The organism is Embleya scabrispora DSM 41855 (assembly GCF_000372745.1).
Taxonomy (GTDB): Bacteria; Actinomycetota; Actinomycetes; order Streptomycetales; family Streptomycetaceae; genus Embleya; species Embleya scabrispora.
Genome location: NZ_KB889686.1, coordinates 252866 through 270650 on the forward strand (window position 1 = coordinate 252866; position 17785 = coordinate 270650).

At 72.1% G+C, this 17785-nt stretch carries 15 protein-coding genes; 7 read left to right on the plus strand and 8 right to left on the minus strand.

Annotated features, from left to right (window positions below):
• Nucleotides 1-111: 111 nt before the first annotated feature.
• The 3 genes from A3IC_RS0133105 to A3IC_RS57930 all read right to left on the minus strand — a co-directional run bounded on the left by A3IC_RS0133105 (nt 112) and on the right by A3IC_RS57930 (nt 4832).
• The gene (locus A3IC_RS0133105) at nt 112-1215 is read right to left on the minus strand and encodes a terpene synthase family protein (protein ID WP_020554375.1); all 1104 of its coding nucleotides are present in this window, start codon (nt 1213-1215) and stop codon (nt 112-114) included.
• A gap of 240 nt (nt 1216-1455) precedes the next feature.
• A complete protein-coding gene (gene ligA, locus A3IC_RS0133110; RefSeq protein ID WP_020554376.1) occupies nt 1456-3564 on the minus strand; it encodes an NAD-dependent DNA ligase LigA in 2109 nt (702 codons plus the stop codon).
• An 86-nt stretch (nt 3565-3650) separates the two neighbouring features.
• Entirely contained in the window at nt 3651-4832 is a 1182-nt protein-coding gene (locus A3IC_RS57930; protein WP_020554377.1) for an MFS transporter, read from the minus strand.
• A gap of 59 nt (nt 4833-4891) precedes the next feature.
• Here A3IC_RS57930 and A3IC_RS0133120 point away from each other — a divergent pair, with 59 nt between their 5' ends.
• Genes A3IC_RS0133120 through A3IC_RS65580 form a run of 3 tightly spaced genes read left to right on the plus strand, consistent with a single transcriptional unit; the run spans nt 4892 to nt 7526 of the window.
• Entirely contained in the window at nt 4892-5923 is a 1032-nt protein-coding gene (locus A3IC_RS0133120) for an ArsR/SmtB family transcription factor (RefSeq protein WP_020554378.1), read from the plus strand.
• Nucleotides 5924-5927: 4 nt separating this feature from the next.
• Nucleotides 5928-6686 carry a YqjF family protein gene (locus A3IC_RS0133125; RefSeq protein WP_040877573.1) on the plus strand — a complete coding sequence of 253 codons (759 nt, stop codon included), beginning with the start codon at nt 5928-5930 and terminating at the stop codon, nt 6684-6686.
• Between the two features lie 9 nt (nt 6687-6695).
• Nucleotides 6696-7526: an aminoglycoside phosphotransferase family protein gene (locus A3IC_RS65580; protein WP_020554380.1), complete on the plus strand. Its 831-nt coding sequence runs from the start codon at nt 6696-6698 to the stop codon at nt 7524-7526.
• A 232-nt stretch (nt 7527-7758) separates the two neighbouring features.
• Here the strand turns inward: A3IC_RS65580 and A3IC_RS0133135 are convergent, their stop codons facing one another.
• Nucleotides 7759-8286, minus strand: a complete 528-nt coding sequence (locus tag A3IC_RS0133135; protein WP_040877507.1) for a nucleotidyltransferase domain-containing protein — start codon at nt 8284-8286, stop codon at nt 7759-7761.
• Nucleotides 8287-8396: 110 nt separating this feature from the next.
• Nucleotides 8397-9827, minus strand: a complete 1431-nt coding sequence (locus A3IC_RS0133140) for an amidase (RefSeq protein WP_026219036.1) — start codon at nt 9825-9827, stop codon at nt 8397-8399.
• Nucleotides 9828-10018: 191 nt separating this feature from the next.
• Here A3IC_RS0133140 and A3IC_RS0133145 point away from each other — a divergent pair, with 191 nt between their 5' ends.
• Nucleotides 10019-10639, plus strand: a complete 621-nt coding sequence (locus A3IC_RS0133145; protein ID WP_020554383.1) for a TetR/AcrR family transcriptional regulator — start codon at nt 10019-10021, stop codon at nt 10637-10639.
• 112 nt (nt 10640-10751) lie between these two features.
• On the opposite strand, the gene A3IC_RS0133150 is transcribed toward A3IC_RS0133145, so the two are convergent.
• The 3 genes from A3IC_RS0133150 to A3IC_RS0133160 form a co-directional block, all read right to left on the minus strand.
• A complete protein-coding gene (locus A3IC_RS0133150) occupies nt 10752-11699 on the minus strand; it encodes a carbohydrate kinase family protein (protein WP_020554384.1) in 948 nt (315 codons plus the stop codon).
• A gap of 88 nt (nt 11700-11787) precedes the next feature.
• Nucleotides 11788-12819, minus strand: a complete 1032-nt coding sequence (locus tag A3IC_RS0133155) for a LacI family DNA-binding transcriptional regulator (RefSeq protein ID WP_020554385.1) — start codon at nt 12817-12819, stop codon at nt 11788-11790.
• A gap of 100 nt (nt 12820-12919) precedes the next feature.
• Complete coding sequence (locus A3IC_RS0133160; protein ID WP_020554386.1) at nt 12920-14218, minus strand: AGE family epimerase/isomerase; 1299 nt, start codon at nt 14216-14218, stop codon at nt 12920-12922.
• 350 nt (nt 14219-14568) lie between these two features.
• On the opposite strand from A3IC_RS0133160, the gene A3IC_RS0133165 reads away from it, so the two are divergent.
• From A3IC_RS0133165 to A3IC_RS0133175, 3 genes are all read left to right on the plus strand, one after another.
• Nucleotides 14569-15342 (plus strand): ATP-binding cassette domain-containing protein, encoded by a 774-nt coding sequence (locus A3IC_RS0133165; protein ID WP_020554387.1) that lies wholly within the window; start codon nt 14569-14571, stop codon nt 15340-15342.
• On the plus strand, nt 15339-16466 hold the full coding sequence (locus A3IC_RS0133170) for an ABC transporter permease (protein WP_020554388.1): 1128 nt from the start codon (nt 15339-15341) through the stop codon (nt 16464-16466). The genes A3IC_RS0133165 and A3IC_RS0133170 overlap by 4 nt, the downstream gene beginning before the upstream one ends.
• Nucleotides 16467-16594: 128 nt before the next feature.
• Nucleotides 16595-17560: an ABC transporter substrate-binding protein gene (locus A3IC_RS0133175; protein WP_020554389.1), complete on the plus strand. Its 966-nt coding sequence runs from the start codon at nt 16595-16597 to the stop codon at nt 17558-17560.
• Nucleotides 17561-17785 lie beyond the last annotated feature (225 nt).

Sequence of the window (17785 nt, forward strand, 5' to 3'; positions counted from 1 at the left end):
GAAAGCGCCGACGGCAGCCGCCCCACCCGGGGCGCGCAACCCATCCGGTGGTCGAGACGGCTCGGTCGACGCCTGGCGTCGTGGTGCCCGACGGGGGATCGAAGACATGCCCTACGGCCACAGGTGCCCCGCGGCGTCCCCGTCCCATCCCCGCGGATGCCCGCGCACGTCGAGCAGGTCCGCGACGTGTTCCGGAACGTGCGGCCCGCCCCCGGCCGTCGGCACCCGGCCGGCACCCCGTCCGCGGCCGTCGCCGCGGACGTTCTCCCACGCCCACGCCTCCGTCCCGGCCATGCGATTGTGCATCGCCGAAACGCAGCGCCGCAGCAGCGGTTCGGTCTCCGGATCGACCGAGGCCGCATCGCCGGCGCGACCCTGAAGGGCGCGCCGCGCCGTCATGAAGTCGGCCACCCGATCCTGGATCCGCACCGCCACCGCCGCCTCCGCGTGCTCGCGCCCGACATGCTCGGTGTACGCCAGCACGCCGACCAGGTCGGCCGGCGAGTCGGTGCCGGCGTTGTCCCGGGACGCGTAGTAGTCGCTGGTCCAAGTCACGACGTCCGCTTGGGCGTTGCGGATGTCGTCGTACGCGGCGCCGTCCCGGATCGCCCCGGGGAGCTCGCCGCCCGCGATGAACTCGTCGAGCAACAGACACGCGAACTGCCCACCGACCAGCCGTCGATGCCGGATGTACGCGTCCACGTCACACGAATGCTCGTGCGCCGCGGTGGGAGAGGCGCCCGGCGTTCGGCGGACCATCCGACGCAGCGTCGCTACGCACTCGACGACGAAGTGCTCCCGCCACTCGGCACTCATGGCCGGATAGACCCGTTCCAGGATGTCCGCGAGCGCGTGCGCCATCGCGCCGGCGGCCGGCTCAGCTCGACCGGTGCGGTATACCGACTCGATCTGGTCGATCGCATGGTTTCCGGGGTGCGCGGTGTGTTCCGCGGAATCGGCGTAGCGGTCCTGGGCGAGGAACTGCCAGGCGATGAACTCCCCGTACAGGTACAGCAGATCCGGCGCGGCATCGGGATGGGTGTAGGCGGCGAGGTCGCCGAGTCGGGCCCCGACCAGCCGCTTCTCGGCGCCCGGGCGGTCGAGCAGCCGGTGCCGTCGGGCCCAGTCCAGCAGCCGGCATTTGGCGTCGGGCGCGTGCGGATTGCGGTCGAGGGCGAACGGCAGTGGTATGCGCGGGGGGTGTGCCTCGACCATGGAGACTCCATTCGTCGTCGAAGGGTGGTGCGGCCAAGGGGTTTCCGCATGTCGCGGACCTTCCCGGCCACCACCGGCTCCCGAACGCGACGATGCCGGCGTGCGACGCGCCACACACCGACATCGCCTGTTTCCACCTCGTGGCGATTGTCGATCTGCTATGGATCGTCCGAAAAACCTTTGGTCGCAACCAGGGGCGACCGGTTGACACCGCGCCGGTCGCCCGTCCTGCCGCGTCGCTCAGGCCGACAGCAACTCACCTACCAAATCGGCGAATTCCTCCGGGGTGATGATTTCCACACCGAGCTTCTCCGCCTTCGCGCGCTTGGCTCCCGCCTTGTCGCCGGCGACGACCAGGGCGGTTTTGGCGGACACCGCGGAGGACGAGGTGCCACCGGCGCGCTCGATCAGTTCGTTCATCTCGTTGCGGGACAGCGCGGCGAGCGGCCCGGACATCGAACCGGTGACCACCACCGACTTCCCGGTCAGCGGACCGACCCGGACCGACGCTCGGTCGCTCGGCTGCCCGGCATCGGCAGTCGCGTCGTCCGCACCCGCTCCCGGTCGCCCGCCCGGCTCGATCATGTTCACCCCGGCGGCGACCAACTTGTCGATCACATCGGCGAGTTCGGCGAGTTCGGCGACGATCACCGCAGCCTTGCCGGGGCCGATCCCCTCGATCTGTGCCATCGCCTCCACGTCCGCCGCGCGGATCGCGTCCATCGTGCCGAAGTGTCGGGCGATCCGCCGCGACATCGAGCGACCGGTCTGCCGCACGCCGAGCGCGCACAATACCCGGCTGAGCGGCTTCACCCGGGCCTCCTCGATGCCGGCCAGCAGCTTGTCGGCGATCTTGTCCACCCGGTCCAGGGCCAGGAACTGCTCGCGGGTCAGGGTGAACAGGTCGGCCACATCGGCGACCGCGCCGCAGGCCACGAGTTGTGTGACGATCCGGCCGCCGATGCCCTCGATGTCGAGTTGGTCGCGGCCCACCGCGTACAGGATCCCGGCTTGCAGGCCGCATGCGCGGCCCTGCGCGCAGCGCAGGCGCTGCTGCGTCGTGTCCAACTCGCCGCCGCACTTCGGGCACACGGTCGGGAATTCGATCGGCGTCTCGTCGCCGGTGCGCATGTGCACCAGCGGGGCCTCCACACGCGGGATGATGTCGCCCGCCTTGTACACGCTCACCTGATCGCCGATCATCAGCCCACGGCGCTCGATGTCGGCCGGGTTGTGCAGCGTCGCGAATCCGACGACGCTGCCGTCGATCTCCACCGGGTCCAGGATCGCGCGCGGTGCGATCACCCCGGTCCGGCCCACCGCCCAGTCCACGCCGGTGAGCCGGGTGATCTTGTGCACGGCGGCCAGCTTGTACGCGATCGCCCAGCGCGGTGCGCGGGTTCCGCTGCCCGCGTCGGCCTGGTCGGCAGCCGCGTCGGCCTTGATCACCACGCCGTCGATGCCGAACGGCAATTCGGCCCGCGACGCGGCGATCTCGTCGACCGCGGCCTGCACGTCCTCGATGCTCGTGCACACCCGCAGCCGCGCCGAGGTCCGCCCGGTGGTGAGCACGCCGAGCGCCTCGACCCGGGCCAGCACCGCCGAATGGTCGGCGGTGCGCAACTCCTCGGCGAAGGTGCTCTCGTCGTCCGGCAGCGGCAGCGCCACGTAGCCGAAGAAGGTCATCGGGATCACATACGGCCGATCCTTGGCCCGCAGCGTGCCGGCCGCACCACCGCGCGGGTTGGCGAACACGGTCGCGCCGTGCTCCCGGCGGATCTCGTTGGCGCTCTCGAACTGCTCGGCCGTGAGCAGGACTTCGCCACGCACCTCGATCGACACCGGCTCGTTCAACCGGTCCGGCAGGCCGACGATGGTGCCGATCGCGTGCGATACGTCCTCACCGGCGATGCCGTCGCCGCGGGTGACCAGCCGGTCGAGCCGACCCTCGCGATAGCGCACCGCCACCGCCAGGCCGTCCATCTTCGGCTCCACCGTCAGCGCCGCGACCGGCCGCTTGATCCGCCGCTCCAGCGACGCGGACCACGCGGCCAGCCCCTCGGCGTCGAACACGTTGTCCAGGCTGAGCATCGGCACGGTGTGCGGCACATCCCCGCCCGGCAGCGCACCCGCCGCGACCTTGCCGACCGGCGACTCGGCGAGCACCCGATCGGGGTGCGCGCGCTCGTACGCGCCGATCCCGCGCAGCAGCCGGTCGTACGTGTCGTCGTCGACGGTCGAGTCGGCGCCGCCGTAGTAGGCCCGCGCGGCGGCGGTCACGGCCTCGATGGCCTGGGCGTACGCATCGAAGTCGGCGATATCGGCGGCCGGCGCCGGAGTGTCGGTCATGCGTACATGCTCTCGAACGGGACCGACATCGTCCGACCGCACGGGTCCGGGGACATCCCGGGCCGGCTCAAACTCGGCCCTCCCCCTCACGCCTCCCGCAGCACCGGCCCCGGGTGCGCCCGCAGCCCCGCCGCGAGCGTCAGGGTGACCGTGATCGACGCCCCGGCCAGTACCGTGATCGCCGTCGTCGGCGAGGTGACCTGGGCGATCCCGCCGGCGATCGACGCGCCGACGCCCTGCATCGCGACCATCCCGGACGAGTGCAGCCCCAACGCCTGCCCGCTCAGCTCGTCCGGCGTCATCGCCATGAGCCGCTCCTGGAACAACAGCGTCGCCGAGTATCCGATCGAGGCGACCGCGACCACGGCCAGCGCGAGCGGCAGCGGCGGATGCACCGCGAACAGCAGATACGGCGTGGCCAGGAGCAGCAGCATCGGCGCCCCGAGCCGCCGCCGCCACGGCCCGGGCACGAAGCGCCCGCCCACCACGTCCCCGGCGAGCATGCCCAGCGCCGCGAACGCGAACAGCAGGCCCGCGTGGTCGGGCACGAGCGGGATGAACAACGACTCGCAGCCGACGATCAGACCGTTGGGCACCCACAGCGCGAGATAGGTGTAGCGGCGCGGCTTGACCGACCACAACACCGTGTTGTTGCGCCATGTCTCGGCGACCGACGGCCGGCCGGACGCCCGCGGAGCCCGCCGGGCGAGGCCCGACCGGGCCACGATCGCCGCGAGCAGGTACAACCCGGCGGCCACCAGGAGCGTGCCGCGCGCGGACAGCACGGTGACCAGCACGGCGCCGAGCGAGAAACCGACGATCTGCAGCACCCCGTTGCTCATGTTGAGCACGGACCGCCCGAGCAGGAAGCCATCCCGGGGCAGGATCTCGTTGAGCAGCCCGTAGCGCACACCACCACCCACCGCGGCCACCGCGCCCTCGCCCAGCACGATCGCGAACACCGCCCACAGCGGCAGCCCGGGAATCGCCAGCGCGGCGGTGCCCGCGGCGAAGATCAGCCCGATCACCGTCATCGCGGCCCGCGGCGGCAGCCGGTCCGCCGCCGACATCAGCGCGGTCGCCCCGAGCACCTGCGCGAGCGAGCCGCCGAACATGCCCAGCGCGGCCAACAGCGGCGAGCCGGTCCGGTCGTACACGAGCGTGCCCAACGCGAGTCCGCTGACGTTGGTCGCGGCCAGGTGCGCGGAGGACGTGGCGAACAGCGGGGTGTACTCCGGTGCTCGGAAGAGCTCTCGGTAGGTGCGCATGCGCAGAGCTTCGAGCCCTACGGGGCCCGGGCGTTACTGTTTCGCCGGGAGGCGAAAGCATGGGGTGGTGGCAGATCGACGCGGATACCCTCGCCGGCAGCCGATTCACGGTCTCGCCGCTGGCCGAGGTCACCGCGACGCTGAAGACGCTGCAACGGGGTACGGCCGCGCATCCGGGCGAACGGACCTGGCTGGAGGCGCACCTGCCCGCCTATCGGGCCCGGCTGGCCGAGGACCCGATCACCGCGCTACTGCTGCGGATCGGCTTCGGCGGCGGCTGGAACGCGGACTTCCTCACGCCCCCGCCACCGCTGACCGGCGAACCGGCCTTCGCCGCGGAAGTGGCCGCGATCCGCGCCACGTCGGACCCGGTCGCCCGGGCCGATCTGGAGGTGTCGATGGGCGGTCCGCTGCCCACCGCGCTGCACCGGCCCGATCTCGGCCCGCGCGCCGCGGACATCCTGGACTGGGTGTGGACCCGGGTGGTCCGACCGGACTGGCCGCGCCGGCGGCGGATCATCGAGGCCGACATCGTCGCCCGCACCGGCCAACTGGGCCGAGGCGGCTGGGCGGCGGCCCTGGACGACCTGCGCCCGGGCATGCGCTGGCTGGGCGCGAGCCGGCTGCGGATCAACGCGCACGACAACCCGCCGCGCGAACTCGGCGGCGCCCGCCTGTCGTTCGTGCCGGTCACCCCGGAGCGCGGCTGGGTGGCCTGGGAGGAGGAGCGCCACTACGCGGTGATCTACCCGTGCTCGGGCACCCTGGCCGACGCCCACCGCCCGACCGTCCCCGACCCGCTGGCCCGCCTCCTGGGCCCGGCCCGAGCCGGCGTCCTGTTCCGCCTGGACACCCCCAAGAGCACCACCCAACTGGTCGCCCTCACCGGCCAGGGCCTCGGCTCGGTCGGCCGCCACCTCAAGGTCCTCCTGGACGCCCACCTCGTGCTGCGCCGCCGCTCCGGCCGTTCCGTCCTGTACTACCGCTCACCCGCCGGCGACGCCCTGCTCGCGGCACAGACGCCGGATCGACCCCACGCGCCCGTCGATCCCGACACGGTGCGCGCGGTCGCGCGCGATGGGCCACCCTGATCGGATGAGGACCGAACCCGTCACTCCGTTGTCGCCGCGCGGCATCCCGCACGTGCTGCTGACCCAGCGCTGGAGCGAACTCACCTTCGTGCACTGGGCCGTGCCGCCCGCCGCGGTCGCCCCGCTGCTCCCGGCGGGGACCCGGCCGGACGTCCTGGACGGCGTGACCTACGTCGGCCTGGTGCCGTTCCGGATGGTGGGCGTCGGATTCCTGCGCCTGCCCGGTGTGCCCTGGCTGGGCACCTTCCCGGAGACCAACGTGCGGCTGTACTCCGTGGACGGGGCCGGCCGGCGCGGCGTGGTGTTCCGCTCGCTGGAGGCGGCCCGCCTGCTGCCCGTGCTGACCGCGCGGGCCACGCTGCGACTGCCGTACCGATGGGCCCGGATGCGCATCGACCGGACCGGCGACCGGGTGCGCTACACGACGCGGCGACATCGCCCGGAGGGCCCGCCGAGGGGCGGCACGGTCGAGGTGCGCGTCGGCGCACCGGTGACCGACCCAAGCCCGCTCGAACACTTCGTCACCGCACGCTGGGGCCTGCACACCCGAGTCGCGGGCCGCACCCTCTACCTGCCCAACGCGCACCCGCGATGGCCGCTCCGCCGCGCCGAGTTGCTGCATCTGGACGACGACCTGGTCGCAGCCGCCGGCCTGCCCCGGGTCACCGGCGCACCGGACAGCGTGCTCTACTCACCCGGCGTCCCCGTCCGCTTCGGCCCACCCCTCCCGGTCGCCGCCGGCCCATCCACCGCGGGGAAGTAGCGTGCCGCGGTGACCGATACCTGGAGTACGCACGACATCGAGTTTCGTGACGACGTGGTCGTCAAGAGTTTCCGCTCGCGCGAGCGGGCGCAGCCGCTGCGCGAATGGCAGGCGCTGCACCTGCTGACCCGATACGCACCGGGCCTGGCGCCCGAACCGATCCGGGCGGACCTCGAAGGCGAGCCGCCCGTCATCGTCATGTCCCGACTGGAGGGTGTGCCGCTTCGCGGACGCGAACTCGACCGGAAGCGACTGAGAGCCCTGGCGGAGGCAGTCGGCACGATGCACGACGCGATCCCGCCGGAGGTGGTCCTGGCGCTGCCGGCCTGCACCTGGTACCCGCCCGTGGTCGAGGGCAAGGCGCGGTCGTGGAGTACGGGCGGTCGCGAACTCGGCCCGGACCCGACGGTGGCGCAGGCATTCGAGGCCGGACGCAGGTGGCTGGCCGATCGGGACCCGGCGCCGGAACCGGGGCCGGGTATCCGCCCGGTGTTCGGCCTGTCGGACGGAAACCTGGCCAACTACCTGTGGGACGGCACGCGGGTTCGCCTCGTGGACTTCGAGATCTCCGGGCGCAGCGACCGGGCGTTCGAGCTCGCGGAGATCGTCGAGCACATCTCGATGTGGCCCGGCGGCACCGAGGACGACACGACGTTCTTCCTGTCCTGCTTCGAACCGACCGATCCGGAGATCGAACGGCTACGGAACTTCCGGACCCTACTGGCCTTCATCTGGCTGCTGATGCTGCTGCCGGACAGCCCTGGCCACGACCGCAACCCACCCGGAACGCTGGAGCGACAGGCGGCACGACTCCTGGCCCACCTCGACCGAGTCGGGTAGTCCGCCGGTTCGCCCGCCACGGGGGACGTCCACCCGCGAAATCCGGCCGGCCGGTGTCGGCGTGGTGGAGTGAGGGCGGATGCCCGGACGGATCGTCCGTGCCGATCACATCCCCGAGGCGCCGACGCGCGCCGGTCGCCTCCGGACGCCGACCCCACGTCGGTCGCCCCACCGCCCCCACTCACGCGGTCGTCGCACCCCCACCGGAACCACGACGACCCAGCCGTGTGGTCTACCGGGCCATCCCCTCCCGCAGTCGCTCGACGTCCTCGACGTCCTTGGCCCGACGTGGGCGATGCGGCATCCACGTCGGTGTCATCAACTTGATCTCGATCTGCGCCTCGGGCGAGATGATCGGGCAGGACAGCCCGGCCAGCTTGCCCGGAGGCGCCTCCAACATCCCCTTCGGCCAGTGAGAACCCGCCCACGGCCCGCCGGCCACGATCACGTGACCGTCGGGATCGCGGGCCAGGAAGGCGAAGCCCAACTCGACTTCGCCCGTCGTGTAATCGAGTTGTTGCTCGGCGGGAGCCCGAGCCAGGCGAACGAATCCTCGCGCGGAGAACGCCGCGGTGAGCGCCGGGGCGTCCTGAGCCCACGCGAACCAGTCGACATCCACATGTTCCCGGGTTATCCGGCCCAGGAAGAAATCCATTGCCCATCCGCCACGCAACCAGACCTGTATACCCAACTCCCGGGCCAGATCCTGGACTTCGACGATCAGTGCGAGCTGCCGGTCGGCATCCGACGACACAGTCATGGGTTTACCGTAGAGCTCCCGCAGCTGCCCTGGCACGGTCTCGCCACGCCGTCATCCACCCGTGACCGAAAACGACCTTCCGCCGATCCTCGCGGGGGCGAGCCGCGGCCTCATCGGGTCCCGGCGGGCCCACGCGGGTCGATCGGGGCGAGGACTCCGAGTCGGTCCTCGATCGCCTGGGCGGCGAGCAGGCACAGGTCCTCCCGGAACGCGCGACCGACGATCTGCACTCCGGCCGGGAGCCCGTCGACCACCCCGGTCGGCACGGCCACGCCGGGCACACCCACGAAGCTGGTCACCGTGCACAGCCGCATCCCCGAGGCGACCCGATCCCGCCCGGCGCGATCGCGCGATTCCAGTCCCGGTTCGACCGGCGGCTCGGTGAACGAGGGGCCGAGCAACAGCGGGTACTCGTGCAGGAATTCGGCCCACGAGCGGCGGATGTTCAGCCACGTGCCGCTCAGCTTCACCAACTCGTCCGCGGTCGCGGGCGGGGTCTGCTCCATGGCCATCGCGATGTAGCGGTCGCCACCCTCGCCGAGCAGCGTGCGCACCATCGGCCATGTGGGCGCGAACTCGGTCACGGTGATCCGACCGTACGCCGCCAGCGCCTCGTCCAGCCTGGGCACGTCCGGCACTTCGCGCACGTCGTACCCGGCGTCGCGCAGCGCGGCGGCGGCGGTCTCGACGGCCGCGCGCACGGTGGCATGGACCCCGTGTCCGCCCGGGTCGCTCACCACCGCGACCTTGACCGGACCGGGGAGCGGCTCGCCGTAGGCGGGCACCGGCATTGCCCGAGGATCGCGCGGGTCCGTTCCGACCAGCGCCTCGTACGCCAGCCGCAGGTCGCCCACCGTCCGCGCCAGTGGACCGTCGGTGACCAGCATCTGGGACGCCGGACCGGGGTCGTCCGGGCCGAATACGCGATGGTCCGCGGCGAATCGGCCGGTGGACGGCTTGAGCGCGGCCACTCCGCAGAACTGGGCCGGCACCCGCAGCGACCCACCCGAGTCGTTGCCGAGCCCGAGTGCGGCCATCCCCGTGGCCACCGCCACCGCGTCGCCGCCGCTGCTGCCGCCCGGCGTGCGATCGCGGTTCCAGGGGTTGGCCGTGTCGCCGAACAGCTCGCTGCGGGTGTGCATTCCGGCCAGGATCAGCGTGGGAATGTTGGAGTGCCCGATCGGGATGGCGCCGGCCGCGCGCAGCCGGGCCACCGGCGGGGCGTCCGCGGGCGCCACCAGGTCGCGGAAGCGCGGCACGCCGAATGTGGTCGGCACACCCTCGACGGCGGTGGATTCCTTGACCGTGAACGGCACACCCGCGAGCGGGCCGAGCGCTTCACCGACGGCCCGCAGGCGGTCCGTGTGCGCGGCGGCCTCGCGGGCGCTCTCGGCCATGACCCGAGTGACCGCATTGACCCGCGGGTTCACTTCGGCGATCCGCTCCAGGTGGCTGTCCACCAGTTCGACGGCCGAGACCTGTCCGCCGCGTACCGCCGCCGCCTGTGCGGCGGCGGACATCCTCCACAGGGCTTCCCGCACGATGCGCACTCCTTTCCGTCCACGTTCCGATGCACTTGCATCGGAACTGTAGCCTGGGAACCGATACAAGCGCATCGGATAATCCGCATCGCACAAACGAGCGACGCGCAACCCCCAACGGCCGGCGCGCAGCCGTGGACGAGCCGACCGGACCGCGAACGAGCGAACCGGACAGGGAAAGGCGACCGGACATGCCCAAGCAGGTGGACCACGTGAGCCGACGCCGGCAGATCGCGGAGGCCGTCTGTCGGCTCGCCGACGAACGCGGCCTGGAGGGGGTGACCCTTCGCGACGTCGCCGCCCGGGCGCAGGTGTCGATGGGTGCCGTCCAGCGATGCTTCGCCACCAAGGAGGAGATGTTGGTATTCGCGCTCGGGCAGATCGGCGAACGCATCGGCGAACGGGTCCGGGCCCGGCTGATCGCCGGCCCGGCCCAGTCGGCCGGCACCGAACTGGGCCACGCGGTCACCGAGATCGCGCTCCTCGACCGGGAGCACCGGGCCGAGGCCAGGGTCTGGCTCGCCTTCGTCGCCCAGGCGGCCGTCAGCGACGCGCTCGCCGAGCCGCTGCGGGTGAACTACACAGCCCTTCAGGAGGCGTTCACCCACCTCGTCACGGCCGCCGCCGCCGACCGCCCCACCACCGACCGCGCCGCACCGCTGGACCCGCAGCGCGAGGCCCGAGCCCTCCTGGCCCTCGCGGACGGCCTCACCACCCACGTCCTGATCGGTCACCTCACCCCGGACCAGGCCCGGGACGTCCTGCACACCCACCTGGAAAACCTCTGGCACCGCCCGTCCCGGACCGACTGAACCCACCGCCGGCCCACGACCGCCGAGGTCGGCCACCCGTCACCCGCCCCGCCACGGCTCCCGTGACCCGACCTGGGGCGCATGGTGCTCGGCGGGGGATCGAAGACGCGCCCTAGCCTCGATCCGCCTCGGAACCGACCTCGTGCTCGCGGCGATACGCGCCGAGTTCCGCCGCCGTGGGTGGATTCGCGCCCGCCCGGGAGCAGGTGAGGGCCGCGACCACCGACGCGTCCACGAGCAACGCGCCGAGCGTCGCCGGGTCGAGGCGCCGGATGCCGGCGGGGCTCAGCAGGGCCCGGCGGCGAAGCGCGTCCAGGAGGCCGGCCGTGAACGCGTCGCCCGCACCGACCGTGTCCACCACCCGCACCTCCCGGGCCGGCGCCGTGGCCCGACCCGCGGCGCACACGCCGTACGAGCCGTCGGCACCTCGGGTGACCACCACCAGGCTCGGACCCAGTGCCAGCCACGCATCCGCGACGTCGGCGAAGTCCCGGGCCGGGTAGAGCCATTCGAGGTCCTGGTCGCTGACCTTGACCACATCCGACAGGGCCACCAGGGACTCGATCCGCTCCCGGGCCGGCCCCGGATCGCCCATCAGGGACGGCCGGCAGTTCGGATCGTAGGAGACCACCGCCCGCGCCTTCGCGTGTTCCGCCGCCAGGACGCGCCGCACCTGGTCCGCGCCCGGGGCGAGCGTCGCCGCGATCGAGCCGGTGTGTACACACCGGGACCCGGCCGGGACACCGACCGACTCGGGCAGGTTCCACACGATGTCGAAGATGTAGCTCGCCGCGCCCGACGTGTCCAGGTCGGCTCGTGCCACGCTCGTCCGACCCGCCGACCGGCTCTGCCGCGCCACCTCGACCGCACTCGCCGCCAGGTGCGCCGCGAGCAACTCGCCGTGCGGGTCCGACCCGTAACGGGTGATCAGGTGCACCGGCGCGCCGAGCCGACCCAGCCCCACCGCGACATTGGCCGGGCTGCCCCCGGGATGGGCGACCGGATCGCCGCCCCGGACGGATACGAGATCGATCAACGCCTCGCCGATCACGGTGATCATGCGGTTGCCTTCCTGGCTGAACCGTCGTTCGGATGCATGACGCACGAGCGGGCCCGGACCGGCCGGGCGCGGGCGCGCGGACCGCCGGTCACGGACCGACCTCGCCGGAGCCGCGCGGGATCAGCCGGGTGCGCATGTGGATGTGCTGCACCGGGGTCGCGTCGCCCGTGAGGCGACGGAACAACAGGTGCGCGGCGGCCTGCCCGATGCCGAACGGGTCCTGGGCGACCACGGTCACGGCCGGGCTGAGCATGTCCGCGAGTTCGAAGTCGTCGAAGCCGACCAGCGCGGGTTGTACCGGCGAACGACGAATCTCGCGCACCGTCTCCACCGTGAACCGGCTGTTGCCGCAGAAGACCGCCGTGGCCGGATCCGCCCCGCCGAGCATCGCCCGTAGCCACGCGCGCAGTTCCTCCCCGTACGGCGGCCCGTTGTACACCAGCCGTGCATCCGGTTCGATGCCCGCCTCGGTCAACGCCTCGCGGTAGCCGCGCAGTCGTTCGCGCGCGGTGAAGATCTCCAACCGGTCGCCGATGAACGCGATCCGCCGATGGCCGTGCCGGATCAGGTGGTCGACACCGTTCCGGGCGCCGCCGACGTTGTCCACCAGTACGGTGTCCGCCTCGATGTCGCCCGGTGGGCGGTCGACGAACACGCACACCATCCCGGCCTCGATCTCCGGCAGCAGGTAGCGGTGGCTGCCGCTGGCCGGGACCACGATCAACCCGTCCACCCGGCGGGCGCACAGCGCCAGGACGAGATCGCGCTCCTTGTCCGGATCCTCCGCGGACGACGCGCTGAACAGCACCGTGCCGTGCTGATGGGCGATGTCCTGGATGGATCGGGTCAGCGCCGAGGAGAAGGGATCCGCGGCGTCCTCCAAAACCAGGCCGATGCTGGAGGTGTGCCCCGAGCGCAGCTGCGCCGCGCTGTCGTTGCGGCGGAACCCGGTCTGCGCGACGGCCGCCCACACCGCCTGCTGCTTCACGGCGCTGACGTTCGGCTCACCGTTGATCACCCGCGAGACGGTCTTGATGCCGACGCCGGCAAGGGCGGCCACGTCCTTCATCGTGGTGCGACCGCGCCCACGCGGTCGCTCCGGGGTCGTCGGGCCGGCCATCGGGGTCCTACCTTTCGAGCGGCCGGGCTGGCACCCGGCACCCAGGGTGCGTTGTTCCCGAAGCGGGAGCGGGAAGTCGGTTCGGGCGGTGGTCGTCGGTTCAGCGGGCGGCCCGACGCAATGCCTCGGCGAGGGTCGGTGCGGACCCCAGCCGGGGCAGCAGGGTGGCCTGTACCGCGTGGTACGCGTCGGGTTTCCCCTGCCAGACGGTGGCCGAGGGCCGCGCGTCGGGGTCGAGTTCGTGATGCCAGCTGCCATGCTTCCGGTCCAGGAACACGGCGTCGGCATGCTCCCACCACGCTCGGTACCAGTCATCGTAGTCGGCGACCCCGGTGGCCCGCCGCAGTGCCGCCGCAGCCGCGATCGCCTCGGCCAGGACCCAGTGCATCCGGGTGCGGACCACCGGCCGTCCGGTCCAGTCGAGCGTGTACACGAAGCCCGGCCGGCCGTCCGCGTGACCGCCTTCGCGAACCGCCGCGGCGAACAGCGCCACCGCGTCGGTCCGCAGCCACTCGGGCGGATCCGGCAACGACGCAGCCAGGGCGAGCAGCAGCCGGGACCACTCGAACCAGTGGCCGACGGTGGCGCCGTACGGGCGGAACGGGTCGGCGGGACGGTCGCGGTTGTACTCGCGGCGCGGCTTCCAGTCCGGGTCGAAGTGCTCGATCAGACGCCAGTGGTTGCCCCGGGCGTGCTCGTGCACGACCCGGTCGGCGATGTGTAGGGCGCGGGTGCGCCATCGGTGCTCACCGGTGGCATCGGCGGCGGCCAGGAACGCCTCGACGGCGTGCATGTTGCTGTTCGCGCCCCGATACGCCTCGCCGGTGGTCCAGGCCCGGTCCCAGGATTCGGCGCACGCGCCCCGGTCGGCCTCCCAGAATCTGCGCTCGACGACGTCCAGGGCCTCGGCGAGCAGAGCGGGGGCGCCGCGATGGCCGGCGGCGCTCGCGCTCGCGGCGGCCAGCACGACGAACGCGTGGTCGTACATGCGCTTGCCGTCGAGGCGTTCGGCGTCGAGTACGGGCCGCCCGGACCGGTCCACCACGGGATGCCAGCCGCCGTGTTCGCGGTCCCGCAGCAGATCCGTCAACGCGGCGAGGCCGTGCGCCACGAGCGCCGCCGCCTCGTCCGTGTCGACATCGCCAAGAATGCCCGAGTCCGCGCCGCCGTTGCCCGCGCCGCCGGCCCCCCGCAATTGCGCCAACGCGAACACATGCGTCATCCGTGCCGTCACCCACGTGTGCAGCACCCCGTCCGCGACCGGCCGACCGGTGTCGTCCAGCCACCCGAACCCGCCCTCGGCCAATCGCGCGCCCCGGGCGAACCTGAGCAGTCGGTCGCATTCCGCGTCGAGCCACGCCGCGTGTTCGGGGGAGTCCCCCAGGGGTTCAGCCACCATGTGCCGCACACTCCCTCTGACATCGTTGTCATCCAGACCGTACTGGTCTCGCGACGAGCTGTCGACATCCCGGTCCTCGGCAACCACATCGACAGCTCGCCGCCCCGAGTCCGTCAGCGGTAATCGTCCTAATCCCCAACAGACCAGCGCGAGTTCCGAGTGGAATCCGAGATGCGCGAAACTCTTGACACTCGCCCACCGGGCCAGCACTGTACTGACACCGTTGTCAGACAGTCGGTGACATCGACCTCTCTCGTCGCCGTCCTGACACACGTGCGAACTCGTGGCGCCCCGGACCCGGCCGAGACGGCTCACGGGGAACGACCCGACAACCCGAAGGAGTTGGGCACGTGCAACCCCTGATCGAAGGCCGGGGCCTGGTCAAGCGGTACGGCCAGGTCCAAGCCCTGCGCGGCGCCGACTTCACCGTCTTCCCGGCCGAGGTCGTCGCGCTGATCGGTGACAACGGCGCGGGTAAGAGCACGCTCACCAAGACCCTCGCCGGCACCGAACGACCGGACGCCGGCGAGATCCTCTTCGAGGGCCGCCCGGTGAGCATGGAACGACCGACCGACGCCCAGGAGCTGGGCATCGAGACGGTCTACCAGGACCTGGCCCTGGCGCCCGACCTGGACGGCGCGGCCAACCTCTTCCTGGGCCGCGAACTGCTGCGCCGCGGCCTGGCCGGCCGGCTGGGCGTACTGGACAAGGCCACCATGCGCGAGCGCGCGATCGAGGCGTTCGCCCGGCTCGGTGTGGAGTTGCAGGACATCGACGCCCCGATCGGGACGCTTTCCGGCGGCCAGCGGCAGAGCGTGGCCATCGCCCGAGCGGTCGCCTGGGCGGACAAGGTGATCTTCATGGACGAGCCGACCGCCGCGCTCGGCGTGCTCCAGCGCGGCCGGGTGATGGACGTGATCCGCCGGGTCCGGGACAACGGCATCGCGGTCGTGCTGATCAGCCACAACATGCCCGAGGTGCTGTCGGTCGCGGACCGCGTCGAGGTGCTGCGCCTGGGTCGGCGCGTGGCGAGCCTGACCGCCGCGGAGACCACGGTGGAGGAACTCGTCGGTGCGATGACCGGCGCCCTGGACGGACTCGACACGCAAGGAGCGCCGGCATGAACCCGGACAAGACGGCCATCCCACCGGGGCGCCCGGACCCGGACCGGAAAGTCGACGGGCAACTCGCGGGTCGGGAGACCGCAGCCCGCCCGGAGGTCACGCGAGACGGCGACCACGCCTCCCCGGACGCCGGATCGTTCCTTCGCCGCGTGCTCTGGCGCCGGCTCGCCCGCAGCAACTCGTGGTGGACCTTCCTGGTCCTGATGGTGTTGGTGACCGCCTTCTCCATCATGCGACCCGAGGAGTTCCCCACCACGTTCAACCTGCGCAACGTGGCCACCGACGCGGCGGTGTTGCTGATCGTCGGCGTCGGCATGACCTTCGTGATCATCATGGCCGGCATCGACCTGTCGGTCGGCTCGGTCCTGGTGTTCGCCGGAGTCGCCGCGGCCAAGACGATGACCGCGGTCGCCGGGCCGGATGCCGGCTGGGGCGCGATCCTGCTCGGCGTACTCGCCGGCCTCGCCGCCGGTGCCGCGTGGGGCGCGTTCAACGGTTTCCTGATCGCCAAGGCGAGGGTGCCCGCGCTGATCGTCACACTCGGCAGCCTGGGCATGGCACTGGGTCTGGCCCAGGTGTTGACGGAGGGCCAGGACGTCCGGGGCGTACCCACCCGGTTCACCGACACGATCGGCAACGGGCGATTCCTGGGCATCCCCTGGCTGGTGGTGATCGCCCTGGTGGTCACCGCGCTGGGCGCACTCGCGCTGGCCACCACCCGATTCGGCCGGCGGACCTACGCGGTCGGCTCCAATGCCGAAGCCGCCCGCCGGGCCGGCATCGCCGTCGACCGGCACATGATCAAGGTGTACGCCCTGTCGGGCACCCTGGCCGGACTCGCCGGCGTGTTGTCCCTCGCCCGCTTCACCACCACCACCATCGGCGGCCACGCCAACGACTCGCTCGGCGCCATCGCGGCCGTCGTCCTCGGCGGCACCAGCCTGTTCGGCGGCATCGGCACCGTCGTCGGGACGCTGATCGGCGTCTTCATTCCCGCCATCCTGCAGAACGGCTTCGTCATCCTCGGCGTGCAGCCGTTCTGGCAGAGCGTGGCGGTCGGCGCCGTGCTGATCGCCGCCGTGTACGCCGACCAGTTGCGCCGCCGCGGCATGCAACGCCGTTGACCACCCGGGGCCGTCCCCCGGCAGCCCGGGCCCGACCGCCCGTCGCGGTCCGACCCGCCATCCGTCCCGGCCGCCGGCCGCCCCGCGGCCGATCGCTTCGCCCCACCACCGCCAGGAGGCACTGCCCGATGAAGACACCGACGTACGTCGCCGTGACCATCGCCCTGACCGCGGCCGCCGCCCTCAGCGGGTGCGGCAGCGACGGCGGCTCCGGGGGCGGGCGCAAGATCACCTTCGTCCAGGGCGTCAAGGGCGACGAGTTCTACATCTCGATGGCCTGCGGCGCACAGCAGAAGGCCAAGGAACTCGGCGTCAAGCTCGACGTGACCGGCGCGGACAAGTGGGACGCCTCGCTCCAGACGCCCGTGGTCAACGCCGTCGCCGCCAAGAGCCCGGACGCCGTACTGATCGCGCCCACCGACACCCAGGCCCTGCGTCAACCCGAGCAGCAGCTCAAGTCCCGCGGCGCGAAGGTGATCGAGGTGGACACCAAACTCGACGACGGCTCGATCCGGGAGACCGCGATCTCCTCCGACAACGAGCGCGGCGGCATGCTCGCCGCACAGACCCTGGCCAACCTGGTCCAGGACCGGGGCACGGTGGCGGCGATCAGCGTCAAGCCCGGCATCTCCACCACGGACGCCCGCCTGAAGGGCTTCGAGACCGAGATCAAGAAGCACCCCGGCATCACCTACCTCGGCGTGCAGTACAACGACGACGACCCGGCCAAGGCCGCCTCCATCGTCACCTCGACGATCGCCTCGCACCGCGACCTGGTCGGCGTCTTCGCGGCCAACGTGTTCAGCGGCGAGGGCGCGGCCACCGGCATCGAACAGGCCGGCAAGGCCGGCCAGGTCAAACTGGTCGCCTTCGACGCCACCCCGAAACAGGTCGAGGCCCTGCGCAAGGGCTCCATCCAGGGCCTGATCGCCCAGAAGCCGTTCGACATCGGCTCCCAGGGCGTCGAACAGGCGGTCGCCGCACTCGACAAGAAGCCGGTCCCCAAGACCATCTCCACCGACCTGGTCGCCGTCACCAAGGAGAACGTGGACCAACCCGAGGTGAGCAAGTACCTCTACAAGGGCGCCTGTTGAGCCCAGCCACCGCCCGCCCGGCGCCCGACGGCGCGGGCCGATCCGCTCCGAATCCCCGACGGCCCGCCCACGTCCCGACGCGCGACCGGCCCCGGCCCCCCCGGGGCCGGCTCGCGACAGACCGGCGGCTCGGTCCCGAGCTCGCGAGTCCGTGGCCGGACGCGCGAACGGCCCCGTAGAGAGGTACGGGGCCGTTGTCACGCGACTTCACCGTGCGCCCGCGTG